We start from the raw sequence: 26,447 nt of genomic DNA on the forward strand, positions 1-26,447 counted from the left end.
TTGGCGTCAGACGTTCGCGTACAGGCGGCCGGGATTGAAGATCGCATGCGGATCGAGCTGCGCCTTCAGCTGCCGATGCACGCGCAGCAGCGCGGGCGGCAGCGGCTGGAACGGCTCGGGCGTCGTGCCGGGCGTGAAGCAGCTCGCGTGGCCGCCCCACTGCGCTGCGAAGTGCTGCACGTCGGCCGGCGCGGCGTCGCTTTTCAGCCAGCGCTGCGCGCCGCCCCAGTCGACGAGCAGCGCGCCGGGCAGCGCTTCGAGCGGCGCGGCCGCCGGCACCGATACGCGCCACAGCGGGCGCGGATCGTCGAAGAACGGCAGCGACAGGTCGCGCAGCCGCGCCCAGAACCCGTCGTCGCGATCGTCCATCCGCTCGCCGCCGATCGTGTCTCGCGCGGCCTTCACCGAGCCCTCGCCGCCTTCGAGCCGCACGCGCAGCACGCCGTCCGCGTGGCACGCACCCGCGAGCGGCAGCCCCGCGCGACGCCATGCCGCGACGCGTTGCACGGCTTCGGCGGCAGCGAGCTGTAAGGCGAGATCGCCGGTCGCGCGCGGCTTCGGCAGCACCTTCAGCGACACTTCCGTCACGACGCCGAGGCAGCCGAAGCTGCCCGCGAGCAGCCGCGACACGTCGTAGCCCGCGACGTTCTTCATCACCTCGCCGCCGAAGCGCAGGTGTTTCGCATGGCCGGTGATCACGCGACAGCCGAGCACGAAGTCGCGCACCGCGCCGGCCCACGGGCGGCGCGGCCCCGACAGCGCCGCCGCGAACATGCCGCCGACCGTTGCCGTGCCGCCGAACGTGGGCGGCTCGCACGGCAGCATCTGGCCGGCCGCGTCGAGCATCGCTTCCAGTTCGGCGAGCGGCGTGCCCGCGCGTGCGGTGATGACAAGTTCGGTCGGGTCGTACGCGACGATGCCGCGGTGCGTGCGCACGTCGAGCGTGCGGCCTTCGACCGCGCGGCCGACGAACGCCTTCGTGCCCGCGCCGCGGATGTGCAGCGGCTGGCGCGCGTGGATCGCGGCGTCGACCTGCGCGACGAGCGCCGCGCTGTCGTCGATCGATTCGGGTTCGCGTTCGCGTCGCATCAGAAGCGCTCCAGTTCGGGAAACGGCAGCTTGCCGTGATGGACGTGCATCGCGCCGAACTCGGCGCAGCGGTGCAGCGTCGGGATGTTCTTGCCGGGGTTGAGCAGGCGCTGCGGATCGAACGCGGCCTTCACCGCGTGGAAGAACGTGATTTCGTCGGCGTTGAACTGCACGCACATCTGGTTGATCTTCTCGCGCCCGACACCGTGTTCGCCGGTGATGCTGCCGCCTGCCGCGACGCACAGTTCGAGGATCTTGCCGCCGAGCGCTTCCGCGCGGTCGAGCTCGCCGGGACGGTTCGCGTCGAACAGGATCAGCGGATGCATGTTGCCGTCGCCCGCATGGAACACGTTCGCGACCGGCAGCGCGTATTGCGCGGACAGCGCGGCGATCCCTTCGAGCACGCGCGGCAGCTCGCGGCGCGGGATCGTGCCGTCCATGCAGTAGTAGTCGGGCGACATGCGGCCGACCGCCGGGAACGCGTTCTTGCGGCCGGCCCAGAAGCGTTGCCGCTCCGCTTCGTCGCGCGCGACGCGGATCTCCGACGCGCCGGCGTCGCGCAGCAGCGCGGCCACGCGTTCGGCGTCTTCGTCGACATCGGTCGCGGCGCCGTCGAGTTCGCACAGCAGGATCGCCTGCGCGTCGACCGGGTAGCCGGCGTGGATGAAGTCCTCGGCCGCGCGGATCGCGAGGTTGTCCATCATCTCGAGCCCGCCGGGAATCACGCCCGCGCCGATGATCCGCGCGACCGCCGCGCCGGCTTCGGCCACGTCGTCGAAGCTCGCCATCAGCACCTTCACGCTCGACGGTTTCGGCAGCAGCTTCACCGTCACCTCGGTGACGATGCCGAGCATCCCCTCGGAGCCGGTGAACAGCGCGAGCAGGTCGAAGCCGGGGGCGTCGAGCGCGTCGGCGCCCAGCGTCAGCGTGTCGCCGTCGATCGTCAGGATCTCGACCTTCAGGATGTTGTGCACCGTCAGCCCGTATTTCAGGCAGTGCACGCCGCCCGCGTTTTCGGCGACGTTGCCGCCGATCGAGCACGCGATCTGCGACGACGGATCGGGCGCGTAGTAGAGGCCGTAGGGTGCCGCGGCCTGCGAGATCGCGAGGTTGCGCACGCCCGGCTGCACGCGCGCGATGCCGGCGTCGGCGTCGATTTCCAGGATCCGGTTGAACTTCGACATCACGAGCAGGATGCCTTTTTCGAGCGGCATCGCGCCGCCCGACAGCCCGGTGCCCGCGCCGCGCGCGACGACCGGCACGCCGTGCGCGGCCGCGACGCGCAGCACCGCGCGCACCTGCTCGACCGTGTCGGGCAGCACGACCGCGAGCGGCACCGTGCGGTACGCGGCGAGGCCGTCGCATTCGAACGGCTTCAGCGCCTCGCGCTCGTGCAGCACGTCGAGGCCGGGCGCCGCCGCGTCGAGCGCGGCGACGAGCGTGTCGCGGTCGACGGTCGCCAACGGGCCGTCGATCCGTTCGTCGTAGGTGAAACTCATCGTGTGTCTCCGTCTCCACCATCTTCATCGTGCAGGCGGCCGCAGGACGCGCGGCACGCCGATGGACGGCATTCTTGGCGGGCGGCGGGGGCGTGTCCAGATGCCGCCCGCGTGGTCATACCAGTTTTTCCTAGAGTGTTTTTGAGAAGTGGCTCGATGTGACAGGAAACGCAATCTGCACAAGGGTTTGTGCGAAAATCGGCGACATCAGTCCAAAGTGGTCATACCAGTATGGAAATGCAGAATCGACAAGCGCCGGCGCGCAATGTCGCCGATGTCGTCGCCGAGCGGATCGAGCAGCTGATCGTCGACGGCGTGTTGAAGGCCGGGCAGGCGCTGCCGTCCGAACGTCGGCTGACCGAGAAGCTCGGCGTGTCGCGCACGGCCGTGCGCGAAGGGATGAAGCTGCTGCGCGCGCGCGGGATCATCGACACGACGCACGGCAAGGGCTCGTTCGTCGCGAGCCTGACCCCGCAGCGCGAAGTCTCGCCGATGATGCATCTGCTCGGCTCGCAGCCGCGCACGCTGTACGACCTGTTCGAGGTGCGCGGCATGCTCGAGACCGAAGCCGCGCGGCTCGCCGCGCTGCGCGGCACACCCGCCGACTTCATCCTGATCAAGCGCCGCTACGAGGAGATGACGGCGGCCGATGCGCAGGATCTCGATCCGGCCGCGCGCGCGAAGCTCGACCATGCGTTCCATCTCGCGATCTGCGAGGCGTCGCACAATCCGGTGCTGGTCAACACGCTGCAGTCGCTGACCGATCTGCTGCTCAGCTCCGTGTTCGCGTCGGTGAACAACCTCTATCATCGCGAGCCGCTGAAGAAGCAGATCGACCGCCAGCACGCGCGGCTCTACAACGCGGTGACGGGGCGGTTGCCCGACCAGGCCCGCAAGGCGGCGAGCGAGCATATCCGGCAGTGCGTCGAGTATCTGCGCGAGATCGAAGAGGAGGAGCAGCGGCTCGTGCGCTCGACGTTGCGGCTCGAAGGGTGGACTTGAGCAAGCACCGGTGCGTTCGTACGATGACGTCAATCAAACGAAGTGCGTTGACGATGCGGTTTGATCGACTATTACATCATAATGTGACTTATCTGGTGCGCGGCACGCCAGCCGGTGCCCGGTAAAATGCCGCGCACCGCAGGTGCCAGGCGGAGAAAGCAAGCGCAAGCCGGCGGCACCGCACGCGAAGCCGGCCGGTAACGGACCGGACTACACGATCGGCAGTCCGGTCAGCGTGAAAAGGCCGCGCAGCAAACCTCCGGGCAAGCCGGCTGGGGGCAGGCCGGCCGGCGGGCACATCGGGTAGCCGTGACAAAGCGTCCAAGTAGCATGGCGGATCCTCTGGGACCCCCTTCAAAGCCTACGTGCAGGTGAATGTCGGTCTAGGCACCCGACTGTCCACGCCTGCCGGTACGATCATCGGTGCGACGATGGATGTCTGCCAATGTGCGTTAGCAGAAAGCGTGGCATATATATCGTTTTGCCACATTCTGTGAAATTTGAAGGTTGCCATCCAAATTCCATGTAGGAAGGGAACGGCTGCTAATTTGAGATACTCCCGGCCCGGAAACGGGGTTGTTGCGCTAATCTTTCGAAACTATTTAAGATTATGAGTTGAGCGCACGGGGATCTCCATTTTCAGAGATAAACCATTTTCAAGTACTTGGTCACATATATAGCTCCGCTCAATCCTGAATAGAATCGAGCGAGCGACTCATCGTCGCAATGGCCGACCGTCACCCGCGTCGCTTCCTTGGCGGTTGAACCTGAGAGACAAGGAACGGAAATGGTTTTTCCACCCGTCGATCCCGCAAGATTGCGGGCGGCTACGCTTTACGAGTCGATACATCGGGGCTTGATGCAGCACGAGCGACTGCTTATGTTCCGCTCCCCGCTGGGGGCGCAAACGCTCATTCCAGTGCGCGCAAAGGGATGGTCCAGAGTCGGGCGAGGCTATCGCTGGGTGGTCGACGTCGTTTCGTTACGTGACGATATCGATAACCTGGAACTCGAGCATCAGCCTGTCACGCTGTTTATTCAGCAAACCTCCAAGCCATTTGTTGAATCAGTCTATCGCCCGATTCACGGTTTCGTTCACAAATTCCACACGCTCGGGCAAGACGGAAATCTGACCGTCTACCAGGTTGAGTTCGAGTCGGCGCTTTTCTTTCTCGGCAAGGCGAGCAAGAACGATCATTGGTTCAATAAAAGCGCACGGGAAATTCTCTCTGAGTTGCTGGGAGCCTACCCGCAACTTGCCGGGCGAGTACGTTTCGTCCTGTGGGACGAGCCACGTGCGCGATCGTACACGCGGCAGAGCGAAACAGATCTGAACTTTTTCCATAGAATTCTCGAAGACGAAGGATGGTACTTTTATTTCGAGCATGCGCCAGTCCAGTATGAAGACGATCCACGCTTGTCAACACTCGTCATAGTCGATCGGCTTTCTGCCTTGCCTGATGCGAAACCGATCGAATTTTTCAACGGTGCAATTAGCGACGAGGTAGATGGCTTCACGCAATGGGCGGTGACTCAGACTGCACAAAGTCTTGCCTACGCGACAACCTCCTTCAATTACAAGAATCCGCAACGGAATTATTCGGTGCGCAGTGACTTGGGTGACAGCGCAAGCACCTATGTGACCGAAGAGCGACGTCAGCAGGTGAGGCGCAGCGTTCCGTATGCGCCCATGATTATTCGTGAAGCCCTGTCGTATGCCTACCCGAACTCGGACGAAGGGCGACGACGTGCATCCAATAGAACCCAGGCTTGGACTTCCGCCGCCCGGCGATACATTGGTCTCGGCGGTGTGCGATGGCTCGACGCCGGATCGCGTTTCACGCTCGAGCATCACACGCGGCATATGACGTTCGATTCGAACCTTCGAGAGTTCATGGTCGTCGAGGTTGAGTGGCTCATTGAGAACAATGTGCCGCTATCTAATCACGCTGCGACCTATCCACTGAGTTTGCAGAGCGCATTGTCCGACTCGCGCCAGGACTATGGCACGCAGTTTCGCTCGCGAGCCAATCCCATCGATGGCCTGGGCGGCATCTACTTGGTCAAAGTAGAAGCGCAGCGGACCAACATCGAGTATCGCAGTCCATTCGAGCATGGAAAGCCGCTGATGTATGCCGAGCACGCGCTCGTGAATGGCCCGGATAATGAGGAAGCATGGGCCGACGAGCGCAATCGCATTTACGTGATCTACCCGTGGGACGAGCGCGACGGAACGAACCGGACGCAAACGTCACCGCCACTGCTGGTGATGCAGGCCGACACCGGATATGGCTATGGTGGCGTTCATGTGCCGCGCAAAGACGAATGGGTCCTCGTCGACTACTTCCAGGGTGATTGTGACCGGCCGTATGTGCTCGGGCGCCTGCCATCCCAAACGACACCCCCACAATGGCATACCAACGTGCTCCTCTCGGGCCTCATGTCGAATGGCTTCGGTAAGAGTGGTGCTTACAACGCGTTCGTACACGACGATGCGACACATCAAGGGGCTACACGACTGACCACCTACACGGGCAGGGTCGGGAACAGCTACAGCCTGTACCACCAAGGGGTTCTGATTGACCATGCGGGCAATAACAACGCGCGGGGCCGATACCTCGGAAAAGGGGCTTTGCTGCATACGGATGATTATCTCGGTATGCGGGCGAATCGTGGTGCATATATCGGAACGCACGCGAAGGCGCACAACGATGATCAGCTTGACGTCAAGGAAGCGCAGGGTCAATTGATTAGCGCCGAAAGCCTCGTTGAGGCGCTGTCGAACGTCGGCGTGCAGCACCACGCGGACAGCTTGAAAGAGAGCCATGCTTCGCTCAAGCAGTTCACGGACGCCACCCAGCAGCCGGAAACGCTGGAAGCCGGCGGCGGTCGTACTGCAGGGGGCGGGACTGGCAGTGCGAACGCGTTCAAGAAGGCGATTCTGCTGCTCGCTAGCCCGTTCGGCATCGGCACGTCTACGCAAGACTCGCTGCACATGACGGCAGATCGCCATATCAATGTGGTCAGCGGCCTGAACACGCATATCGGATCAGCGGGAGCATTTATCGTAAATGCCGCCAAAGCCATTGGGATGTTCTCGCAGACGGCGATCAGGCTGTTCACCAAGGGACCCGTGCAGATCCAGTCGCATGACGCGAATGTCGAGGTGATCGCTAAAGCAGTCCTCAAACTGCTGGCACAAGGCGACATCGAGATCGCAGCGGGTGGAAAGCTGGTGCTCACCGCGGGCGGCGCATCAATCACCCTTGAAGGCGGCAATATCCGCGGGCATGCACCCGGGACCGTCGAGTTCAAGGGAGCGCAGCATGCGTTTAGTGGGCCGAGCAGTATGCGCTATTCCATCCCGCCCCTTCCTGTCAGCACGTTGCAGCAAAACCTGACCCATGAATATACGCAGACTTTCGACGTATCTTCGGTCATCGCGAATCTAGGTGTCGGGGAAGCGCTGCAAGCGCAGACATATCGCATCTATTTGCCGGACGGAACACTTCAGCAGCAGGGCGGGCTACTCGACGGCGAAACGGCGACCGTTCACACACCTACACCAATGAACGTGAAGTGTGAGATCGGTGGCGGCGACTGGCTAGCGATTGAAGATGCTTACGACCATGACGAAGCAGTCGAAGACGCGAGCGAAGCCCCGGTCGACGAGCAGCAGGAAACTTGACCGATTCAACTTCTGATATCCGCGAAATCGATAGGGAGAGCAAGTGTCGAACGCACAACCCGCCGACGCACCGGCACCGAAGGCTAAGAATCAACCAGCTGCATTCGTGGTGGTAACCGTGCTTTTTCGCGACGTGTTGAAAAAGCCTATCGAAGGCCTGGTCGTCCAGTTGACGTCTGGCAAAAACGCACCGCCGGCCCCCGCGTGGGAAACCGGCCCCGATCCCACGATCATCCAAGAGGATTCGGCAACACAGAGCAATGCGTCAGCTGCGACACCCGCTTCCGGTGCCGCGGCCTTACCTGAAGCGGTATCCAGCTCGGCGGCGGCGCCTGCAAAAACGCCACCGAATAGCAAAGCCGAACCGACAGCTCCGCGCTCGTCGCCCATTTTGGACAACAAGACGGAGGCGACCACCGACAAGGATGGTTTTGCGGTGACGATCACGAATGCGGCGCGCAATCAACCGATAGATGTGTTCGTCAAGAATCGTCGTGGGGAGTTTGCCTGGAAAGCTCAAATTGTCCCCAAGAAGGATATCAGCGCGTTCACTATCGTCAGTCCCGAATATCACTTGGAGTCCACTACACAACTCACCCCAAAGGACGAGTTTGAGCAGAATCTAAATCTTCCGGTTGTGAAAGAGGGCGAAGTTATGACGGTCGAGAGATTGGTCAAGGAATTTGGCCAATACATTGCATGGACGCAAAAAGTCACCGAGCAAGGCCGGGTAAAAAAATATTTTCCCAAGAAAAACAAGGAGGTCACTGTCGATCAAAAAACACACAAGAAGAAAACCAAGATTACAATTGAACACCACTATAAGGTGGTGAACACTGGTGAACCGCGCACCGTAGCATTCAGCATTTTTGGTTCGAGGCTGAGTTACCCCAAGCCAGAGTTTTTTTCCGATGCGCAGTATCGGCGCATGGCTAGCGAACTTAACGTAGAAGTCGCCGCCATTAAGGCGCTGGTTCAACAGGAATCTCAGGGCCATCCTTTTCTGGAAAATGGACTCCCTCCCATACTGTATGAACGACGGCACTTCTTTGATCTGTCCGTAAAGAAGCGCGACAAGGAGGCAGAGGAGAGGGAAAGGGGGGCGGAAAAGGAAGCGGCAGAATCGAAGGGCGCAAAAGCGACTGACGCTGCCAAGAAGAAAGTGCATTCGTCCAAAAGAAGGGATTTCCCCGAAAATCCTTATCCAAAATTCCCCGATCTCTGCTTCCCAAACGGAGATCAATATGGCGGAGACGGCCTGAATCAATATGAAAAGCTGATTCGTGCTGCGGCTCTTGATTTTGATGTCGCCATACAATCATGCTCTTGGGGAGGTTTTCAAATTCTCGGGGAATACTATTCATCGTGTGGGTGTTCGACGCCGGCGGAGTTTGCCAATAAATTTATATCTGGAACAGATGGGCAGATGGAAATATTTATTGCCTTTATGAAAAAAGAGAAGCGTGCTGGTGTTGACGGATTGAGAGAGCACAAATGGGAGCAGGTTGCGACTTCATACAATGGTAGGCGCTGGCGCACGAAAAATCCTCACTACGCTGAAAATCTCAAAAAATTCTATGAGCAGTTCAAGTAAATTCATTGTGCTTTTATTTGTTGCATCGATTTCTCGTTTGTCCTTTGCTGGAGAAGCGATTCTGTTCAATGATCCAAGTTTGATCGGATTTCGCGACGGGAGGGCTATATCGGGTTTTTATGATTCGGAGAATGAAAAATTCTCTTGCAGCTTCTTGTTTGTAGAGGATGGTGATAGGTCAAGTAGTGTGAGTGTTGAGGGTTATGTTGGTACGCCGTTACTTACTTTCGTTTTGGGTGAGTTGTCCCCGGAATTTCAGAATAGGAATAAAGTATTCGACATCAAAGGGATTTTGTATCGACGCGACAGTGAGTGGGTTATACAGACTGAGGTTGGTCAGGCTGGGTGTGAAAATGCCACAGGAGTGTTCGCGTTTGGGCCAAAAGATTTTAGATCGGTCGCTTATCATGTAATTCGAGAGATTCCGGCCATCGGAATTCGTATTGTGAAGGGTGAAACGGCTTTTTATGACAATCGCGACGGAAAATTTGTGGCGAGAAAATCCTATCTTGTAGGGGGAGATAGTGTGATTGTAATGAAAAATAAAGATGATTTTTCATACATTCGTTACGTAGGTGCTGGGCCGAAGTTCGAGAGGCGCGTTACTTTTGGGTGGGTGCGTACAAGAGATTTGGTGGATCCTTTTCCTCAGAAATAAGACGTTGCTAATTATTTATCGAGGCATCAGGTTCTGCGTTGATCGATGCTGCTTGATAAATGGGGTGATCGCGATTTTGCGCACTAGGGCGCGAGCGGCATTGTCGGGTCGGGCGGGGCCAAGAATGCCGCTGCGACGTATCAGGTTGATCAAAATGCCGGAAAAATCGCTTGGGCTTTGACCCGGAAAACCTGGGTGAATCAGGAAACCGCTCTATCGAGTCTCAACTGGTCAAGATAATATTGTGAAATTTTATGGATCTTTTGGGTAAGAGGCTGTTGTTTGCGGCGGCGTTGACAATGTCTGGCTCGGTATTTGCCGGGAGTGCTGTTCTGTTTCAGCAACCATACTTGATTGCGTTTGTTGATTCCAGTCATGTAACCGGCATTTATTCAAGAACTGGTGAAACTGGATCTTGCTATTTTTTATTTTATGGTGCGCTTGATAAAAAATATCCTGGCAAAGCGGATTACTCTACCTTTAGGATCAGTACTTTTCTTGGTGGAGATAGATATCTCGATTTTGAAGGCCGGGACAAAGATTATGACATCGATGGCTATTTGTACAAAACATATGAGGGATGGGTTCTTAGAGCAATGAGTCTGCGGGCTGGTTGTAGCAGCGCGCAAGGCATCTTCTCTGCTGACCCTCCGGATATTTCGGCGAAGGAGTTTTTCACTTCAAGTGAAATTCCGGCATTAGGTATTCGATTGGTCGCGAAAAAATCCTACTTGCATGATATAAAAGGCGGTAAATTTATAGTCAAAAATTCTTACCTTATAAGTGGCGATGCCGTCGTTGTTCTAAAAGTGCGTGGTGAGTTCTCATATATCCGCTACGTCAATACGGGGCCGAAGTTTGATGGTCGTATCACGTTTGGCTAGTTGCGCTCAAAGGATTTGGTTGATCCCTTTCCCCGGGGAGCGCAATGAAATCGACGCCGAAGGCCGTTTACTGAATGTCTTGTGTGGTGCACAGGTAGGCGGATCCGAAACATAGTCTTGCGGTTGATCTGGGGGCAGTTACAAGGTCGTGGATTGCAACCGATGGCTTAGGGCGTTGTGATTGAGCGCTTATCCGACGCGGTAGGCTTGCACATTGTGATTGTTGAATTGGTCTATGGCGAAAGTTTGCATCGCGGCGTCAAGCGACATCCATCCAACCTCGAAAAAAATAAAAAAAGCCCGCCGAAGCGGGCAATCCTCTCGATGAAGAGGGGGAGATCCGAATCCGCGATCGGTGATCGGTGATCGGTGATCGGCGGTCAGGGCGAGTTCACCCTTTCGTCGCCCCAAACGTGAGCCCCGCGACGAAATGCTTCTGCATCGCGAAGAACATCGCGACCGACGGCAATGCTGCGAGAATCGACCCGGCCGAAACAAGGTTCCAGGAAGTCGTCCATTGTCCCTTCAGCGCCGCCACACCCGCGGTAATCGGCGCTGCCTCGTCACCTTGCGTGAGACACAGCGCCCAGAAGTAATCGTTCCACACGAACGTAAACACGAGAATCGCGAGCGCGGCCAGCGCCGGCCGGATCAACGGCAACACGATCCGCCAGAACACCGTCCACTCGCCCGCGCCTTCGATCCGCGCCGCCTCGATCAGCTCGAACGGCAGCTGCTTGATGAAATTGCGCAGAAACAGCGTACAGAACCCCGTCTGAAACGCGACGTGAAAGAGAATCAGCGCCTCGACCGTGTTGAACACCCCGAGCCTGAGCGACAAGTCGCGAACCGGAATCATCAGCACCTGCACCGGCACGAAATTCCCCGCGACGAAGGTCCCGAACAGCGCGGCATTCCCGCGAAACCGGTAAGTCGCCAGCGCGAACCCGGCCATCGCCGCGAGCGCGATCGACCCGAGCACCGACGGCACCGTGATCTGCACGCTGTTCCAGAAGTAATGCAGCATCGGCGACGTGGTCAGCGCGTCGCGATAGTTCTCGATCATCGAGAAGTGCCGCGGCCAGCCCCAGTAGTGACCTTCGACCAGTTCCTCGGTCGAGCGCACCGACGTGACGAACACCGCGATCATCGGCAGCAGCCAGATCACGAGCGCGACGGGCAGCGACAGCTTGTACAGCCGGCGCGATACCGGCTTCCAGTGGGCAACGGGCGTTGGAAACATGATGAATGGTTCCCCGGAAGGTCAGGTCACTGCTCGTTGCGCAGCATGCGGCGCAACTGGAACACGATGTAGACGAGCATGATCGCGAACAGCACGACCGCGATCGACGCGGAATAGCCGAGCCGGTAATACTTGATCGCCTGGTCGTACATGTAATACGCGAGCACGGTCGAGCTCTCGAACGGGCCGCCGCCCGTCATCACCGAAATCAGGTCGAAGCTGCGCAGCGCGCCGATCACCGTGACGACGATCGCCATGAACGTGGTCGGCCGCAATTGCGGCAGCACGACGTGCCACAGCAGCGCGAAGCCGCGCGCGCCTTCCATCCGTGCCGCTTCGATCTGCTCCGGGTTCACCGACGTGAGGCCGGTGAGGTACAGGATCATGCAGTACGCGGTCTGCGGCCACAGCGCGGCGAACACGATGCCGAAGGTCGCATAGCGCGCATCGCCGAGCACCGGGATCCCGTGCCCGGCGATCAGCGCGAGCAGCCCGAAGGTCGGATCGTAGAACCACGAGAAGATCAGGCCGACGACCACGCCCGACAGCACGAACGGCGCGAAGAACAGCGACTTCACGAGCCGGATGCCGGCGACCGCCTGGTTCAGGTACAGCGCGAGCGCGAGGCCGAGCGGCGGCGCGAGCATGAACAGCCCGAGCCAGATCACGTTGTTGCGCAGCGCGGTGTAGAACGTCGGCGCTTGCAGCAGCTCGGCGTAGTTCGCGAGGCCGACGAACGTGCGCTCGGTCATCCCGTCCCAGTTGCAGAGGCTCAGCCACAGCGTCGACAGGATCGGCCAGATCACATAGACGGCAACCATTGCGCACGCGGGCGCGAGAAAGAGCCACGCGGCGCGCCGTTGTCGCCGCACGGCCGGCGACGGGCGGCGCGCGCGCAGCGCGGCAGGCGAGCTGCGGGCCGGCGGCGCGGCGGCGGGCGGTGCGGCCGGGGTAGCCGGCATTGCAACGGGTCTGGACGTGATCGGACTGGACACGGCAAGCCTCCTGGGCGGACGCGGCGGCACTCGGCCGCCGCAGGGGTCACGCGGTTACTTCTTGTAGATCCGCTTGCGGGTCTGTTCGAGTTGCGCGAGCACGGTGTCGAGCTGCGCGGGATTCGCGACGAACTGCTGCATCCCCTTCATCCCTTCGTCGGCCATTTCCTTCGTCATGTCGCGGTCGTAGAACTGCGCGACGCCGCCGCGGGTGTCGGCGAGGATCCGGAAGCCGATGCGCGAGATCGGATCGGCCGGCTCCGGCGACTTGCCGTTGGCCGACAGCGAACCGAGCCCTTCGGCGAGCTTCGCGCCCATCTCGGGCGTTTCGACGAACGCGAGGAAGGTATGCGCATCGGCCTTGTTCTTCGCCTTGGTCGGGATGTGCAGCGATTCGACCGGGCCGTCCTCGGCGGTCGGCACCTTCGAGTCGATGATCGGGAAACGGTAATAGCCCATTTCCTGCTTCACGTTCGGCGGAAAGCCCGCGGCGATGAAGGTGCCCATCAGCATCATCGCGGCCTTGCCCTGGAACAGGAACGGCTGCGCGCCGTCGAGATCGTAGGACAGCGCGTTGTCGATGAAGTAGCCCAAGTCGATCAGCGATTTCCACGTCGTGTAGACCTTCTTCACGCGTGGATCGGTATACGGCACGTCGCCGGCCATCAGCTGCTGGTGGAACGCGTTGCCGTTCAGGCGCAGGTCGAGATAGTCGAACCAGCCGGCGAGCGTCCACGCGTCGCGGCCGCCGATCGCGATCGGCGTGATGCCGGCCGCCTTCAGTTTCCTGCATGCATCGAGAAACTGGTCCCAGGTCTTCGGCTCGTCGGCGATGCCGACCTTGCTGAACAGGTCCTTGCGGTAGAACAGCCCCCACGAGTAATAGACGGTCGGCGCCGCATACTGCTTGCCGTTATAGGACGATGCGCTGCGCGTCGACGCGTACATCGCGTCCCAGCCGTTCTTCTTCCAGTCGCCGCTCAGGTCCTCGAACAGCCCGCGCTTCGCGTAGTACGCCATGCGCTCGCCCGCGTGCCAGTTCACGACGTCGGGCGCGACGGTCGTGAGCCATGCGGGGAGCTGCACCTTGTACGCTTCCTCGTCGACGAAGGTGGGCTTCACGTCGATGTCGGGATGGGCCTTGTGGAACGCTTCGATCGTCGACTGCCAGACCGCGCGCTGGCTGGCGCCCTTGAACGCGATGTTGATCGTCAGCGTGCCCGCGTCGGCCGGCGCCGCGGCGCCGAACGAAGCGAACGCGATGGCGGCGGCGGTCGCAAGCCGGGCGGCGACGCGAAGGGGGCGATGTGTCATGGGTGTCTCCATTCCTGTCTGTCGTTGTGCGTGACCGGCGCGTCGCGGCGCCGGGGGCGGTTGCTACGAACGGCTGCTACGAACCGCTTCGATACACGGCGACGCCTTGCGGCTCGACCTGCGCGGCGCCGACCACGAACGCGGACGGCGGCACTGCATCGATCGTGTGCGGCGTGCTGCCGTAGTTGAATACGTAGGTCAGGCCGCCGCGCCGGCTCACGCGCACGCCGTCGCCGAGCGGCGACGGTGTCAGGCCGGCTTCGGCCGCGACGTCGGCGAACAGGCGCGCGGTGGTCGCGTCGTCGAACAGCGCGGCCCAGTAGTGCAGCGTGCCGTGCGACACGCAGGCCGGATGACCGTCGGCGAAACGCGCGCGCACGACGCTGCGCGCGTCGTCGTCGCGCAGTTCGACGAGGTCGCGCCAGTGACGCGCGTCGCCGGTGAGCGGCGCGCCGTCGCGCAGCGTGCCGTCGATCCTCTCGGTCACGTTCGGTCGCAGCGATTCGACGCGCCACACGCGCACCGGCAGGATCGACGCGAGCGGGCCGGGCGGCAGCGTCGGCGGAATCCGCAGGTCGGCGGTCTTCGAGCCGGTGCGCGGGCCGAACACCACATGCGCGCCGGTGGCGGCGAGCCGTGCCGCGAAGTCGTCCGGCACGACCGGCAGCGGCGGCACGACGACGAGCCGGTAGCCGTCGAGCGGCGCGTGCGCGGATACGATGTCGACGTCGAGGCCGAGCGAACGCAGCGCCGAGTAGTACTCGAACGCGAAGCGCGGGTAGTGGAAATCGGCGCCTTGCGGCTGCACTTCGAACAGCCACTTCGCTTCGTAGTCGAACACCAGCGCGACGGGTGCACGCACCGCGCCGTTCGCGTCGGCATCGGCACCTGCGTCGAGCACGGCGGCGATCTCCTGCGCGACGCGCTGCGCTTCGCGGCCGCCTTCGTCGAGCCGGTCGTCGGGCGTGTGCAGGCCCGCATGCATCTGCTCCTGCGCGAACGGCGCCTGCCGCCAGCGGAAGTACGACACGCAGCCGGCGCCGTGCGCGAACGCTTCCCAACTCCACAGCCGCACCATGCCCGGCAGCGGCGCGGGGTTCCACTGCGCCCAGTTCACGGGGCCCGGCTGCTGCTCCATCACCCAGAACGGCAGCTTCGACATGCCGCGATAGAGGTCGTGATTGAACGACGCGAAATCCGGATGGCCGGTGCGCAGCCAGCGCGCCTTCACGTCGGGCGCGAACCATTGCTCCTCGAGCGCGCCGAGCGGATAGCTGTCCCACGTCGCGACGTCGAGGTCGCGCGCCACGTCGTAATGATCGAACTCGGTGAAGAGCTGCATGAAGTTGTGCGCGACGGGGCGGCCCGGCGAATGCGCGCGGATCACGTCGACCTGCATCCGGTGATAGCGCGCGACTTCATCCGACGCGAAGCGCCGGTAGTCGAGGCGGTGCGACGGATGCGCTTCTGTCACGGTGCCGACCGGCGCATCGACTTCGTCGAAATGCCGGTACTCCATGCTCCAGAACACGGTGCCCCACGCACGGTTCAGCGCGTCGATCGTGCCGTAGCGTGCCTGCAGCCATCCGCGAAAACGCACGAGCGCGGCGGGCGAGTAGCTGACGACCGTCTGATGGCAGCCGAGTTCGTTGTCGGTCTGCCAGTAGCGCACGGCCGGGTGGCGGCCGTAGCGCTCGGCGACCGCGGTGCAGATGCGGCGCGACGCTTCCAGATAGGTCGGCGACGAGAAGTCGTAGTGGCGGCGCGAGCCGAACTTGCGCGGCCGGCCGTCCGCGCCGATCGCGAGGATGTCGGGGTGACGGTCGACGAGCCATTTCGGCGGTGTCGCGGTCGGCGTGCACATCACGATCTCGAGGCCGGTCGTGCCGAGCACGTCGATCGCGCGGTCGAGCCAGCCCCAGTCGTATTCGCCCGGCGACGGCTCGATGCGGCTCCACGCGAATTCGGCGATCCGCACTTGCGCGATGCCGAGTGCCTTCATCCGGCGGGCGTCGTCGGCCCACATCGATTCCGGCCAGTGTTCCGGGTAGTAACAGACTCCGAGGCGCATGCCCGATCCTTATGCGTAGTGGTGGACGGGAAGGTCGGCGCACGCGGGCACCGCGCGGCCGTCTTCGGTGAAGAGGTGGCAGGCGGCGGTCGGCGCATGCGCGTGCACGCGTTCGCCGCGGCGCAGCGGGGCGTCGCCCGGCACCTTCGCGATCAGCGGCGTGCCGCCGGGCTGGTCGAGGTGCACGTAGGTCTGCTCGCCGAGGCGTTCGACGAGCGCGACGTCGCGCGCGAGCGTCGTCGCGTCGTGCGCGGCGCCGAGCGTCAGGTGTTCGGGGCGGATACCGAGCGTGACGGCCGCGCCGACCGCGAGCGCGGAACCGTCGCGCGGCAGCGTGAAGGTTTCGCCGGACAACACGACGGTGACGATCGTGCGCCGCGCGTCGCAGGCGGTGACGACGGCTGGCAGGAAGTTCATCCGCGGCGAGCCGATGAAGCCGGCGACGAAGCGGCTCGCCGGATGGTGATAGAGGTCGAGCGGCGCGCCGACCTGCGCGATGCTGCCGTGCCGCGCGGTGTCCGCGCCGGCATGCAGCAGCACGATCTTGTCGGCGAGTGTCATCGCTTCGGTCTGGTCGTGCGTCACGTAGACGACGCTCGCACGCTCGAACTGCCGGTGCAGTTTCGCGATCTCGATGCGGGTCTGGCCGCGCAGCGCCGCGTCGAGGTTCGACAGCGGCTCGTCGAACAGGAACACGCCGGGCTCACGCACGATCGCGCGGCCGATCGCGACGCGCTGCCGCTGGCCGCCGGACAGCGCCTTCGGCTTGCGCTCGAGCAGCGTGTCGAGCTGCAGGATCCGCGCGGCGTCGCGCACCTTCCGGTCGATCTCGGCCTTCGGCACGCGCGCGAGCTTCAGCCCGAACGCCATGTTCTCGTAGACCGTCATGTGCGGAAACAGCGCGTAGCTCTGGAACACCATCGCGACGCCGCGTTCGGCGGCCGGCACGTCGTCGACGCGGCGGCCGTCGATCGACAGCTCGCCGTCGCTCAGGTCCTCGAGGCCCGCGATCATCCGCAGCAGGGTCGACTTGCCGCAGCCGGACGGGCCGAGGAACACGCAGAACTCGTGCGCGCCGATCTCCAGATCGACGTCGCGAATGACCGGCGCGTGCTCGCCATAGGCTTTCTGCACGCGTCGCATCGAGATGCTCGCCATTGTCTCCGCTCCATGTTCTAATGCGCTTTCGTCGATGCTTAAGCGCTTAAGCATCGCGATCAAAAAAAGAGCCGATCGCGATCGCGGCCGAGTCGCGCCCGTCGGTCGGGCGGCAGGGTGTGCGGCGATAGTGCGCCGCTTCGGTGAGCGAAGCAAATACTGGATCGAGGTCTCATATAGTGGGCAAATCATGGCGACACTGGATGAAGTGGCCCGTCGCGCCGGTGTGACGGCCGCGACGGTCTCGAACGTGCTGCGCAACCGCGGCCGGGTCGGCGAAGCCACCCGCGCGCGGGTGCTCGAAGCGGTGCAGGCGCTCGGCTACCGGCCGCATCTGGCCGCGCGGGCGCTGGCGGAAGGGCGCGCGCCGACGGTCGCGCTGATGGTGTCGAGCATCGCGAACCCGTTCTATCCGGAGTTCGCGCTCGCGGTCGAGCGCGCGGTGCGGCGCAACGGGCAATTCCTGATCGTCTGCAATACGAACGAAGATCCGTTGCAGGGTCGCGCGTATCTCGACCAGATCGCCGGCACGATTTCCGAGGGGATTCTCGTGACCAACGCGAACCTGCACCTGCCGGATCTGGTCGACGTCGCGCGGCGCGGCGTGCCGGTCGTGCTGTGTCTGTGGGAGCGGCCCGATGCGCTGCCCGAAGGATTGCCGTGCGTCGCGGTGGATTTTCGCGAGGCGGGGCGGATTGCGACGCGGCATCTGGTCGAACTAGGGCACAGGTCCATTGGTGTGATCGTCGGCGGCTCGGCGAGCGGTGTGCAGGCGGCGCGCTACGACGGCTTCGTCGACGTGATGCGCGAAGCGGGGCTCGACGCGTCGATCGTCGCGGCCGAGCCCGATTCGATCGAAGGCGGTGTGCGTGCGGCGGGCCGGCTGCTCGACGCGCATCCCGGGCTGACCGCGCTGGTCGCGACCAACGACCTGCCCGCGATCGGCGCGCTGCACGCGGCCGCCGATCGCGGCCGGCGTGTGCCCGACGATCTGTCGATCGTCGGCATCACCGATATTCATCTGGCGAGCGATACGCGTCCTACGTTGACGACGGTTGCGATCCCGACGGCCGAGGCGGCGGGGCTCGCGGTCGAACTGCTCAACGCATTGCGCGAGGCGGGCGGTCAGGTCGACGATGCATCGCGCGTGCGGACGGCGTCGGTGCCGCGGCTGGTGGTGCGCGGGACGACGGGGGCGGTGCGCGATGGCTTAGCGGGAGAAGGCGGGCACGCAGGGCGCGTCGCGTAGTGTCACGCTTGCCGAAGCCGAAGCCGACGGGCTAAGCCTGAGTAGAGGCCGGCCGCGGGCCGGTAGATGGAATCACACGAGTGGCTCGATCACGCCCCAAGGCGCAGATCGTCCTCGACGAGCCGCATCACGATGCGTCGGGCCGAATCGAGGTGCGCGACCGTCATCGCGCGGGCGCCACGTGCATTGCGTTCGCGGCACGCTTGCAGGATTTCCTCATGCTCGACCTGGAATGACGGCGTATCCGCGAGCAACGTCGCCTGCAGTCGCTCGTAGCGCTCGACCTGGCTGCGCAGCTCCGCGATCGCCTTCAACTGCCGCTCGTTGCCGCAGCATGAATACAGCAGCGCATGGAATTCGCGGTTCAGCTCGCCTTGCCGGCGCGGCACGTTCGATTCGCCGAGCAGCCTGTGCACGAGTTCGGCGCGCGCGAGTGTTTCGTCGTCGAGCCGCTTCACGCTGCGGTAGATCGCGTCGCCTTCGAGCAGCGCGCGCATGTCGTAGATCTCCTGCACGTCGGATGCGCTCAGCATCCGCACGACCGCGCCGCGATTCCTGAAGATATCCAGCAATCCTTCGCGTTCGAGGCGCTGGATCGCCTCGCGCATCGGAATCCGGCTGATGCCGAAGCGTTCGGCGAGGTCGCGCTCGACGAGCCGCTCGCCTGCCTGCAACTCGCCGTTGATGATCATCTCCCGCAACGATGCAGCCACCGCGTCTGCCGTCGAATCGAGTCTGGCTTCCATGTTCCCGTGCTCCTCATTTTGGAATAATGGTATACCAAATGACATTCCGGTGCCACAATGACGGCCTCACGTTCCGATATCGAAGGAGAGCGAGATGGCGCATGGCGAACACAAGTACCGCGTGGCAGTGGAGTGGACCGGCAACCGGGGAACCGGTACTTCGGGGTATCGCGAATACGGCCGTGACCACGTGATCCGCGCGGGTTCGAAGCCGGACATTCCGGGCTCGTCGGACGCGGCGTTCCGCGGCGACGCGGCGCGCTGGAATCCGGAAGACTTGCTGCTCGCGTCGGCCTCGGCGTGTCACAAGCTCTGGTATCTGCATCTGTGTTCCGATGCGGGGATCCGCGTGCTGGCGTATGTGGATGACGCGGAAGGGACGATGCTCGACAGCCCCGGGCCGGGGCGCTTCACCGAAATCGTGCTGCATCCGCGCGTGACGATCCAGGCGGGCGACGATCGTGCGCTCGCCGAGCGGCTGCATCATGACGCGCATGCGAAGTGCTATGTGGCGAACTCCGTGAACTTCCCGATCCGGTGCGAGCCGGTGATCGAGGTCGCGGAAGCGTGATGCATGCCGTGGAACGGGCGGGGTTCGCTGCGTACCGGGCGTAACCGAAACGCGGGACGCGAGCGCACGCGTGTCTTTCGACAGGCGAGCAGGCTCGACGAAACCGGGCCGCGTCGCGTTACAACACGACCCCGTACACCTCCCGCGCCGCCGCCCGAATCGCATCGGCCATCACCTCGACAGCCGGCGACGGCAGCCGGTCCGTGCGTGTGATGATCCCGAAATCGTCCATCCGGCAATCCATCTCCAGCGGCAGCACCGTGACGATCCCGTGGCGCGCGTAGTACAGCGCGACGTCCTCCGCGAGCACCGCGATCATGTCGCTCTGCTCGATCAGCTGCGTGATGAACAGCAGCGCCGCCGTCTCGACCACGTTCGCGGGCGGCGCCAGGCTCGCGCGCTGGAACACGAGCTCGAAGCGGTGACGCAGCACGCTGCCGGCCGGCGGCATGACCCACGCGGCGCGCTGCACATCGGCGAGCGACAGCGGCGCCTGCGCGAGCAGCGGATGGCCCGGCCGCACGACCGCGGCGACCGGCTCGCCGGTCAGCGGCTCGTAGCGCAGGTGCAGCTTGTCGTGTTCGGCGGACAGCCGGCCGAGCACGATGTCGAGCTTGTCCTGCGCGAGGTGTTCGAGCAGCGCGTTGCTCGTGTCGATCGTCACCGACACGCGCACGTTCGCATGCGTTCCCTTGACGGCCGCGACGGCCGGCGGCACGAGCCGCAGCCCCGGCGACGTGATCGCGCCCACCGCCACGTGCCCGAGATGGCCGGCCTTCAGCGCGGCCAGCTCCTCGCGCGCCTGGTCGAGGCTGCCGAGCGCCGCGCGCGCGTGGCGGATCAGCGCGTCGCCGTACAGCGTCGGCCGCATCCCGCGCGGCAGCCGCTCGAACAGCACCGCGCCGATCGATTCCTCGAGCTCGCGCAGCAGCTTCGACGCGGCCGGCTGCGTCATGCTCAGCGCGGCCGCCGCGCGGTGGATGCTGCCTTCGTCGGCGAGCGCGACGACCAGCAGGAGCTGGCGCGTCTTCAGGCGGCTGCGGTTTCCCCACGGGCTGGCTTCGGGCATCGTACGGGTTTATATCGATATCGGAATCGATATCGTAATCGCCTAAAACGTCATTAGCCAGTTATCAAAATTCTGCCTAGACTGCGCCGGTATCCCGTCACCACAGGACTGACGATGTCGGCAACGAAACCCAGGCTGCGCTCCACCCAATGGTTCGGCACCAACGACAAGAACGGCTTCATGTACCGGAGCTGGATGAAGAACCAGGGCATCCCCGATCACGAGTTCGACGGCCGGCCGATCATCGGCATCTGCAACACGTGGTCCGAACTGACGCCGTGCAACGCGCACTTCCGCAAGCTCGCGGAGCACGTGAAGCGCGGGATCTCCGAGGCGGGCGGGTTCCCGGTCGAGTTCCCGGTGTTCTCGAACGGCGAATCGAACCTGCGGCCGTCGGCGATGCTCACGCGCAACCTGGCGTCGATGGACGTCGAGGAAGCGATCCGCGGCAACCCGATCGACGCGGTCGTGCTGCTCGCCGGTTGCGACAAGACGACCCCCGCGCTGCTGATGGGTGCGGCGAGCTGCGACGTGCCGGCGATCGTCGTGTCGGGCGGGCCGATGCTGAACGGCAAGCTCGAAGGCAAGAACATCGGCTCGGGCACGGCCGTGTGGCAGCTGCATGAAGCGCTGAAGGCAGGCGAGATCGACCTGCACCACTTCCTGTCTGCCGAGGCCGGCATGTCGCGCTCGGCCGGCACCTGCAACACGATGGGCACCGCGTCGACGATGGCGTGCATGGCCGAGGCGCTCGGCGTCGCGCTGCCGCACAACGCGGCGATTCCGGCGGTCGATTCGCGCCGCTATGTGCTCGCGCACATGTCGGGCATCCGCATCGTCGAGATGGCGCTCGAAGGGCTCGTGCTGTCGAAGGTCCTGACGCGTGCCGCATTCGAGAACGCGATCCGCGCGAACGCGGCGATCGGCGGCTCGACCAACGCGGTGATCCACCTGAAGGCGATCGCGGGCCGCATCGGCGTGCCGCTCGAACTCGAGGACTGGATGCGCATCGGCCGCGACACGCCGACGATCGTCGACCTGATGCCGTCGGGGCGCTTCCTGATGGAGGAGTTCTATTACGCGGGCGGGCTGCCGGCCGTGCTGCGCCGGCTCGGCGAAGGCGGGCTGCTGCCGCACCCGGACGCGCTGACGGTCAACGGCAAGTCGCTGTGGGACAACGTGCGCGAAGCGCCGAACTACGACGACGAGGTGATCCGCCCGCTCGACCGGCCGCTGATCGCCGACGGCGGAATCTGCATCCTGCGCGGCAATCTCGCGCCGCGCGGCGCGGTGCTGAAGCCGTCGGCGGCGAGCCCCGAGCTGCTGAAGCATCGCGGCCGCGCGGTGGTGTTCGAGAATCTCGATCACTACAAGGCGACGATCAACGACGAAGCGCTCGACGTCGACGCGAGCTCGGTGCTGGTGCTGAAGAACTGCGGGCCGCGCGGTTATCCGGGGATGGCCGAGGTCGGCAACATGGGGCTACCGCCGAAGCTGCTGCGCCAGGGCGTGAAGGACATGGTGCGGATCTCGGATGCGCGGATGAGCGGCACCGCGTACGGCACGGTCGTGCTGCACGTCGCGCCGGAAGCGGCCGCGGGTGGCCCGCTGGCCGCCGTGCGCAACGGCGACTGGATCGAGCTCGACTGCGAGGCCGGCACGCTGCATCTGGACATTTCGGATGACGAACTGCAGCGGCGCCTGTCGGACGTCGATCCGACAGCGGCGCCGGGCGTGGCCGGGCAGCTCGGCAAGGGCGGCTATGCGCGGCTGTATATCGATCACGTGCTGCAGGCGGACGAGGGGTGCGACCTCGACTTCCTGGTCGGCACGCGCGGCGCGGACGTGCCGAGCCATTCGCATTGAGCGGCGCATGGTCGTGCAGGGACGCGGACCGCGGCGGGGCCTGAGGGAAACGAGTGACGCGCCGGCCGTGGTCGAGCGCGAAGCATGCGGGGCACGCAAGCACTAAAGCGCTAATGCGGGCCGACCGCAAAGCATGGGGCGTACGCAAGCGCTAAAGCGCCAACGTAGGCCGACCGTAAAGCTTGGGGCGTACGTAAGCGTTAAGGCGCCAACGTACGCCGACCGCGAAGCATGGGGCCCCCGTAAGCGCTAAAGCGCTAACGGTGGCCGACCGCGAAGCATGGGGCGTACGTAAGCGCTAAAGCGCCAACGTACGCCGACCGCGAAGCATGGGGCCCCCGTAAGCGCTAAAGCGCTAACGGTGGCCGACAGGAGACAAGATGACGACGCAGTACCCCCCCGCGCACGCCGTGGCGGACCAGTCCGATTCGCCGGCAGCCGTCGACGAACGGCAACTGACCCGCCTGCTCACGCGCAAGCTCGTGCCGTTCCTCGCGCTGATCTACGTGGTCGCCTACGTCGACCGTACCGTCGTCGGCTTCGCGAAGCTGCACATGAACGCGGCGATCGGCCTCGGCGATGCCGCGTACGGACTCGGCGCCGGACTGTTCTTCATCGGCTACTTCCTGTGCGAGGTGCCGAGCAACCTCGCGCTCGGACGCTTCGGCGCGCGCGTCTGGTTCGCACGCATCCTCGCGACGTGGGGCGTGATCACGATGGCGATGGCGCTGGTACAGGGGCCGGCCAGCTTCTACGCGCTGCGCTTCCTGCTCGGCGCGGCGGAAGCCGGCCTCTATCCCGGCATCCTGTACTTCCTCACGCAATGGTTCCCGATGCGCGACCGTGCCCGCGTGATCGGGCTGCTCGTCCTTGCGCAGCCGCTCGCCGGCATCGTGACGGGCCCGCTCGCCGGTTGGCTGCTGTCGACGCACGGGCTGTTCGGCCTGTCGGACTGGCAGACGCTGTTCGTCGTCAGCGGCCTGCCGGCCGTGCTGCTCGCGTGGCCCACGCTGCGGCTGCTGCCCGAATCGCCCGCGCATGCGCGCTGGCTGAACGACGACGAGCGCCGCTGGATCGCGCGGCAGCTCGCCGCCGATCGCGACACGTATCGCCCCGATTCGCACGGCAATCCGCTCGCCGCATTGCGCGACCGCCGCGTACTGCTGCTCGCCGCGCTGTTCCTGCCGTTTCCGCTGTGCATCTACGGGCTGTCGCTGTGGCTGCCGACGATCATCCACGCGTTCGGCACCGGCGATGCGGCGACGGGGATGCTGTCCGCGGTGCCGTACCTGTTCGCGGTGGTCGGCCTGCTCGTCGTGCCGCGTCATTCGGATCGCAAGCGCGAGCGTTACTGGCACATCGTCGTCGTGTCGGCGGCCGCCGCCGTGACGATGGGCGCGAGCGCGTGGGTGCGCGAACCGGCGCTGCAGTTCCTGTTCATCTGCCTGACCGCGTTCTCGCTGTATTCGATCCAGGCCGTCGTATGGGCGCTGCCCGGCGAATTCCTCGCCGGCACGAGCGCGGCGGTCGGCATCGCTGCGATCAATTCGCTCGCGAATCTCGGCGGCTACCTGGGGCCGTACGGCATCGGCCTGATCAAGGCGTCGACCGGCAGCCTCGCGGCCGGCCTGTACTTCCTCGCGGCGACGTTGCTGTTCGCGGTGCTGATGACGTTCGTGGTGCGCGCCGCGCTGCGCGCGCCCGAGCCGGCCGCGGGCACATTCGCCGGCGAATCCTGAACCCCGTGTTTTCCGGCTGAACGCCGCTTCGACCGACGCAGGACCGAACCATGACATCGAGCAGCACGCCGCGCTATCGCGGCATCTTCCCCGTCGTCCCGACGACGTTTTCCGAGACCGGCGAGCTCGACCTCGCAAGCCAGAAGCGCGCGGTCGACTTCATGATCGACGCGGGCTCGGACGGGCTGTGCATCCTCGCGAACTTCTCCGAGCAGTTCGCGGTCACCGACGACGAACGCGACGTGCTCACGCGCACGATCCTCGAACACGTCGCCGGCCGCGTGCCGGTGATCGTCACGACGTCGCACTACGGCACGCAGGTGTGCGCGGCACGCAGCCTGCGCGCGCAGCAGCTCGGCGCGGCGATGGTGATGGCGATGCCGCCGTATCACGGCGCGACGTTCCGCGTGCCCGAAGCGCAGATCTTCGAGTTCTTCGCGCGCGTGTCGGACGCGATCGACATCCCGATCATGATCCAGGATGCGCCCGCGAGCGGCACCGCGCTGTCCGCGCCGTTCCTCGCGCGCATGGCGCGCGAGATCGAGCAGGTCGCGTACTTCAAGATCGAGACGCCGGGTGCGGCGAACAAGCTGCGCGAGCTGATCCGGCTCGGCGGCGACGCGATCGAAGGGCCGTGGGACGGCGAGGAGGCGATCACGCTGCTCGCCGACCTGCATGCCGGCGCGACCGGTGCGATGACCGGCGGCGGCTTTCCGGACGGCATCCGGCCGATCCTCGAAGCATTCCGCGAAGGGCGGCACGACGAGGCGTTCGCGCGCTATCAGACGTGGCTGCCGCTAATCAATCACGAGAACCGCCAGTCCGGGATCCTCACCGCGAAGGCGCTGATGCGCGCCGGCGGTGTGATCGCGTGCGAGCGGCCACGGCACCCGATGCCGGAACTGCACCCGGACACGCGCGCGGAGCTGCTCGCGATCGCGCGCCGGCTCGATCCGCTCGTGCTGCGCTGGGCGCACTGAGCAAGTGGCGAAGGAGAAACGCAGATGAGCGACGTGATTTCACTGGGCGTGATCGGGATCGGCAAGATCGCGCGCGACCAGCATTTGCCGGCGATCGCCGCCGAACCGGGTTTCGTGCTGACCGCGTGCGCGAGTCGTCATGCGGAAGTCGACGGCGTGCGCAACTACCAGGACCTGGGCGCGCTGCTGGCCGCCGAGCCCGAGCTCGACGCCGTGTCGCTGTGCGCGCCGCCGCAGGTGCGCTACGCGCAGGCACGTGCCGCGCTCGAGGCCGGCAAGCACGTGATGCTCGAGAAGCCGCCGGGTGCGACGCTCGGCGAAGTGGCCGCGCTGGACGCGCTCGCGCGCGAACGCGGCCTCACGCTGTTCGCGACCTGGCATTCGCGCTGCGCGAGCGCGGTGGAACCGGCGCGCGCGTGGCTCGCGACGCGCACGATCCGTGCGGTCCAGGTGCGCTGGAAGGAAGACGTGCGGCGCTGGCATCCGGGCCAGCAGTGGATCTGGGAGCCCGGCGGCCTCGGCGTGTTCGATCCCGGCATCAACGCGCTGTCGATCGTTACGCGGATCCTGCCGCGCGAGCTCGTGCTGCGCGAGGCGACGCTCTACGTGCCGAGCGACGCGCAGATGCCGATTGCGGCCGACCTCGAATGCGCCGATACGCACGGCGTGCCCGTGCGCGCGGAATTCGACTGGCGGCACGGCCCCGTCGAGCAATGGGAGATCGCGGTCGACACGTCGGACGGCGTGCTCGCGATCAGCCGCGGCGGCGCGCAATTGTCGATTGCGGGCGAGCCGGTCGAGCTCGGGCCGCAGCGCGAGTACCCGGCGCTGTATGCGCAGTTCCGCGCGCTGATCGCGCGCGGCGCAAGCGACGTCGACGTGCGACCGTTGCGGCTCGTCGCCGACGCATTCCTGTTCGGCCGGCGCGTCGGGACCGACGCGTTCGGCCGCTGACACCGTGCCGCCGCGAGCGCGACCGCGCACGACGAAACGCGCACGACGAGAGTTGAAGACCCAAGCCAACAGACAAGG

General features: G+C 64.3%; 20 protein-coding genes. 11 read left to right on the forward strand and 9 right to left on the reverse strand.

What is annotated here, in order from left to right; genetic code table 11:
* Positions 1 to 6: 6 nt before the first annotated feature.
* Together glcE and glcD are read right to left on the reverse strand one after the other, a co-directional pair.
* A complete protein-coding gene (gene glcE, locus DIE02_RS13750; protein WP_124529096.1) occupies positions 7 to 1,089 on the reverse strand; it encodes a glycolate oxidase subunit GlcE in 1,083 nt (360 codons plus the stop codon).
* On the reverse strand, positions 1,089 to 2,588 hold the full coding sequence (gene glcD / locus DIE02_RS13755) for a glycolate oxidase subunit GlcD (RefSeq protein WP_124529098.1): 1,500 nt from the start codon (positions 2,586 to 2,588) through the stop codon (positions 1,089 to 1,091). Before glcD ends, glcE begins: the two co-directional genes overlap by 1 nt.
* 231 nt (positions 2,589 to 2,819) lie before the next feature.
* Here glcD and glcC point away from each other — a divergent pair, with 231 nt between their 5' ends.
* The 5 genes from glcC (at position 2,820) to DIE02_RS13785 (ending at position 10,414) form a co-directional block, all read left to right on the forward strand.
* Entirely contained in the window at positions 2,820 to 3,590 is a 771-nt protein-coding gene (glcC, locus tag DIE02_RS13760) for a transcriptional regulator GlcC (protein ID WP_044848878.1), read from the forward strand.
* Between the two features lie 787 nt (positions 3,591 to 4,377).
* Positions 4,378 to 7,278 (forward strand): type VI secretion system Vgr family protein, encoded by a 2,901-nt coding sequence (locus tag DIE02_RS13770; RefSeq protein ID WP_124529100.1) that lies wholly within the window; start codon positions 4,378 to 4,380, stop codon positions 7,276 to 7,278.
* A 43-nt stretch (positions 7,279 to 7,321) separates the two neighbouring features.
* A complete protein-coding gene (locus DIE02_RS13775; RefSeq protein ID WP_260441498.1) occupies positions 7,322 to 8,872 on the forward strand; it encodes an N-acetylmuramidase family protein in 1,551 nt (516 codons plus the stop codon).
* Entirely contained in the window at positions 8,856 to 9,530 is a 675-nt protein-coding gene (locus DIE02_RS13780) for a hypothetical protein (RefSeq protein WP_124529102.1), read from the forward strand. The genes DIE02_RS13775 and DIE02_RS13780 overlap by 17 nt, the downstream gene beginning before the upstream one ends.
* A gap of 254 nt (positions 9,531 to 9,784) precedes the next feature.
* A complete protein-coding gene (locus DIE02_RS13785) occupies positions 9,785 to 10,414 on the forward strand; it encodes a hypothetical protein (RefSeq protein WP_124529104.1) in 630 nt (209 codons plus the stop codon).
* Positions 10,415 to 10,805: 391 nt separating this feature from the next.
* On the opposite strand, the gene DIE02_RS13790 is transcribed toward DIE02_RS13785, so the two are convergent.
* The 5 genes from DIE02_RS13790 to DIE02_RS13810 form a co-directional block, all read right to left on the reverse strand.
* Positions 10,806 to 11,657, reverse strand: coding sequence for a carbohydrate ABC transporter permease (locus DIE02_RS13790; protein ID WP_039318652.1), 852 nt, complete (start codon positions 11,655 to 11,657; stop codon positions 10,806 to 10,808).
* A gap of 26 nt (positions 11,658 to 11,683) precedes the next feature.
* Positions 11,684 to 12,652: a carbohydrate ABC transporter permease gene (locus tag DIE02_RS13795; protein WP_409364364.1), complete on the reverse strand. Its 969-nt coding sequence runs from the start codon at positions 12,650 to 12,652 to the stop codon at positions 11,684 to 11,686.
* A 54-nt stretch (positions 12,653 to 12,706) separates the two neighbouring features.
* Entirely contained in the window at positions 12,707 to 13,966 is a 1,260-nt protein-coding gene (locus tag DIE02_RS13800; protein WP_124529106.1) for an ABC transporter substrate-binding protein, read from the reverse strand.
* Positions 13,967 to 14,042: 76 nt separating this feature from the next.
* Positions 14,043 to 16,037, reverse strand: a complete 1,995-nt coding sequence (locus DIE02_RS13805; protein ID WP_124529108.1) for a beta-galactosidase — start codon at positions 16,035 to 16,037, stop codon at positions 14,043 to 14,045.
* Positions 16,038 to 16,046: 9 nt separating this feature from the next.
* Positions 16,047 to 17,195 carry an ABC transporter ATP-binding protein gene (locus DIE02_RS13810; RefSeq protein WP_124529110.1) on the reverse strand — a complete coding sequence of 383 codons (1,149 nt, stop codon included), beginning with the start codon at positions 17,193 to 17,195 and terminating at the stop codon, positions 16,047 to 16,049.
* Between the two features lie 190 nt (positions 17,196 to 17,385).
* Here DIE02_RS13810 and DIE02_RS13815 point away from each other — a divergent pair, with 190 nt between their 5' ends.
* Positions 17,386 to 18,444 carry a LacI family DNA-binding transcriptional regulator gene (locus DIE02_RS13815; protein WP_124529112.1) on the forward strand — a complete coding sequence of 353 codons (1,059 nt, stop codon included), beginning with the start codon at positions 17,386 to 17,388 and terminating at the stop codon, positions 18,442 to 18,444.
* Positions 18,445 to 18,533: 89 nt separating this feature from the next.
* On the opposite strand, the gene DIE02_RS13820 is transcribed toward DIE02_RS13815, so the two are convergent.
* Positions 18,534 to 19,190 (reverse strand): GntR family transcriptional regulator, encoded by a 657-nt coding sequence (locus tag DIE02_RS13820; RefSeq protein WP_124485996.1) that lies wholly within the window; start codon positions 19,188 to 19,190, stop codon positions 18,534 to 18,536.
* A gap of 94 nt (positions 19,191 to 19,284) precedes the next feature.
* On the opposite strand from DIE02_RS13820, the gene DIE02_RS13825 reads away from it, so the two are divergent.
* Complete coding sequence (locus DIE02_RS13825) at positions 19,285 to 19,761, forward strand: OsmC family protein (protein ID WP_124485997.1); 477 nt, start codon at positions 19,285 to 19,287, stop codon at positions 19,759 to 19,761.
* 118 nt (positions 19,762 to 19,879) lie between these two features.
* Here DIE02_RS13825 and DIE02_RS13830 read toward each other — a convergent pair whose 3' ends face one another.
* A complete protein-coding gene (locus tag DIE02_RS13830; protein ID WP_124485998.1) occupies positions 19,880 to 20,830 on the reverse strand; it encodes a LysR substrate-binding domain-containing protein in 951 nt (316 codons plus the stop codon).
* A gap of 114 nt (positions 20,831 to 20,944) precedes the next feature.
* Between DIE02_RS13830 and DIE02_RS13835 the strand changes: the two genes are divergently transcribed.
* The 4 genes from DIE02_RS13835 (at position 20,945) to DIE02_RS13850 (ending at position 26,369) form a co-directional block, all read left to right on the forward strand.
* Positions 20,945 to 22,696 carry an IlvD/Edd family dehydratase gene (locus DIE02_RS13835; protein WP_124485999.1) on the forward strand — a complete coding sequence of 584 codons (1,752 nt, stop codon included), beginning with the start codon at positions 20,945 to 20,947 and terminating at the stop codon, positions 22,694 to 22,696.
* Between the two features lie 380 nt (positions 22,697 to 23,076).
* Positions 23,077 to 24,435 (forward strand): MFS transporter, encoded by a 1,359-nt coding sequence (locus tag DIE02_RS13840; protein WP_124529114.1) that lies wholly within the window; start codon positions 23,077 to 23,079, stop codon positions 24,433 to 24,435.
* Between the two features lie 50 nt (positions 24,436 to 24,485).
* The gene (locus tag DIE02_RS13845) at positions 24,486 to 25,415 is read left to right on the forward strand and encodes a dihydrodipicolinate synthase family protein (RefSeq protein ID WP_124486001.1); all 930 of its coding nucleotides are present in this window, start codon (positions 24,486 to 24,488) and stop codon (positions 25,413 to 25,415) included.
* A gap of 24 nt (positions 25,416 to 25,439) precedes the next feature.
* Entirely contained in the window at positions 25,440 to 26,369 is a 930-nt protein-coding gene (locus DIE02_RS13850; protein WP_044847380.1) for a Gfo/Idh/MocA family protein, read from the forward strand.
* Positions 26,370 to 26,447 lie beyond the last annotated feature (78 nt).

This window comes from Burkholderia sp. Bp8991 (genome assembly GCF_003853795.1).
Lineage (GTDB): Bacteria > Pseudomonadota > Gammaproteobacteria > Burkholderiales > Burkholderiaceae > Burkholderia.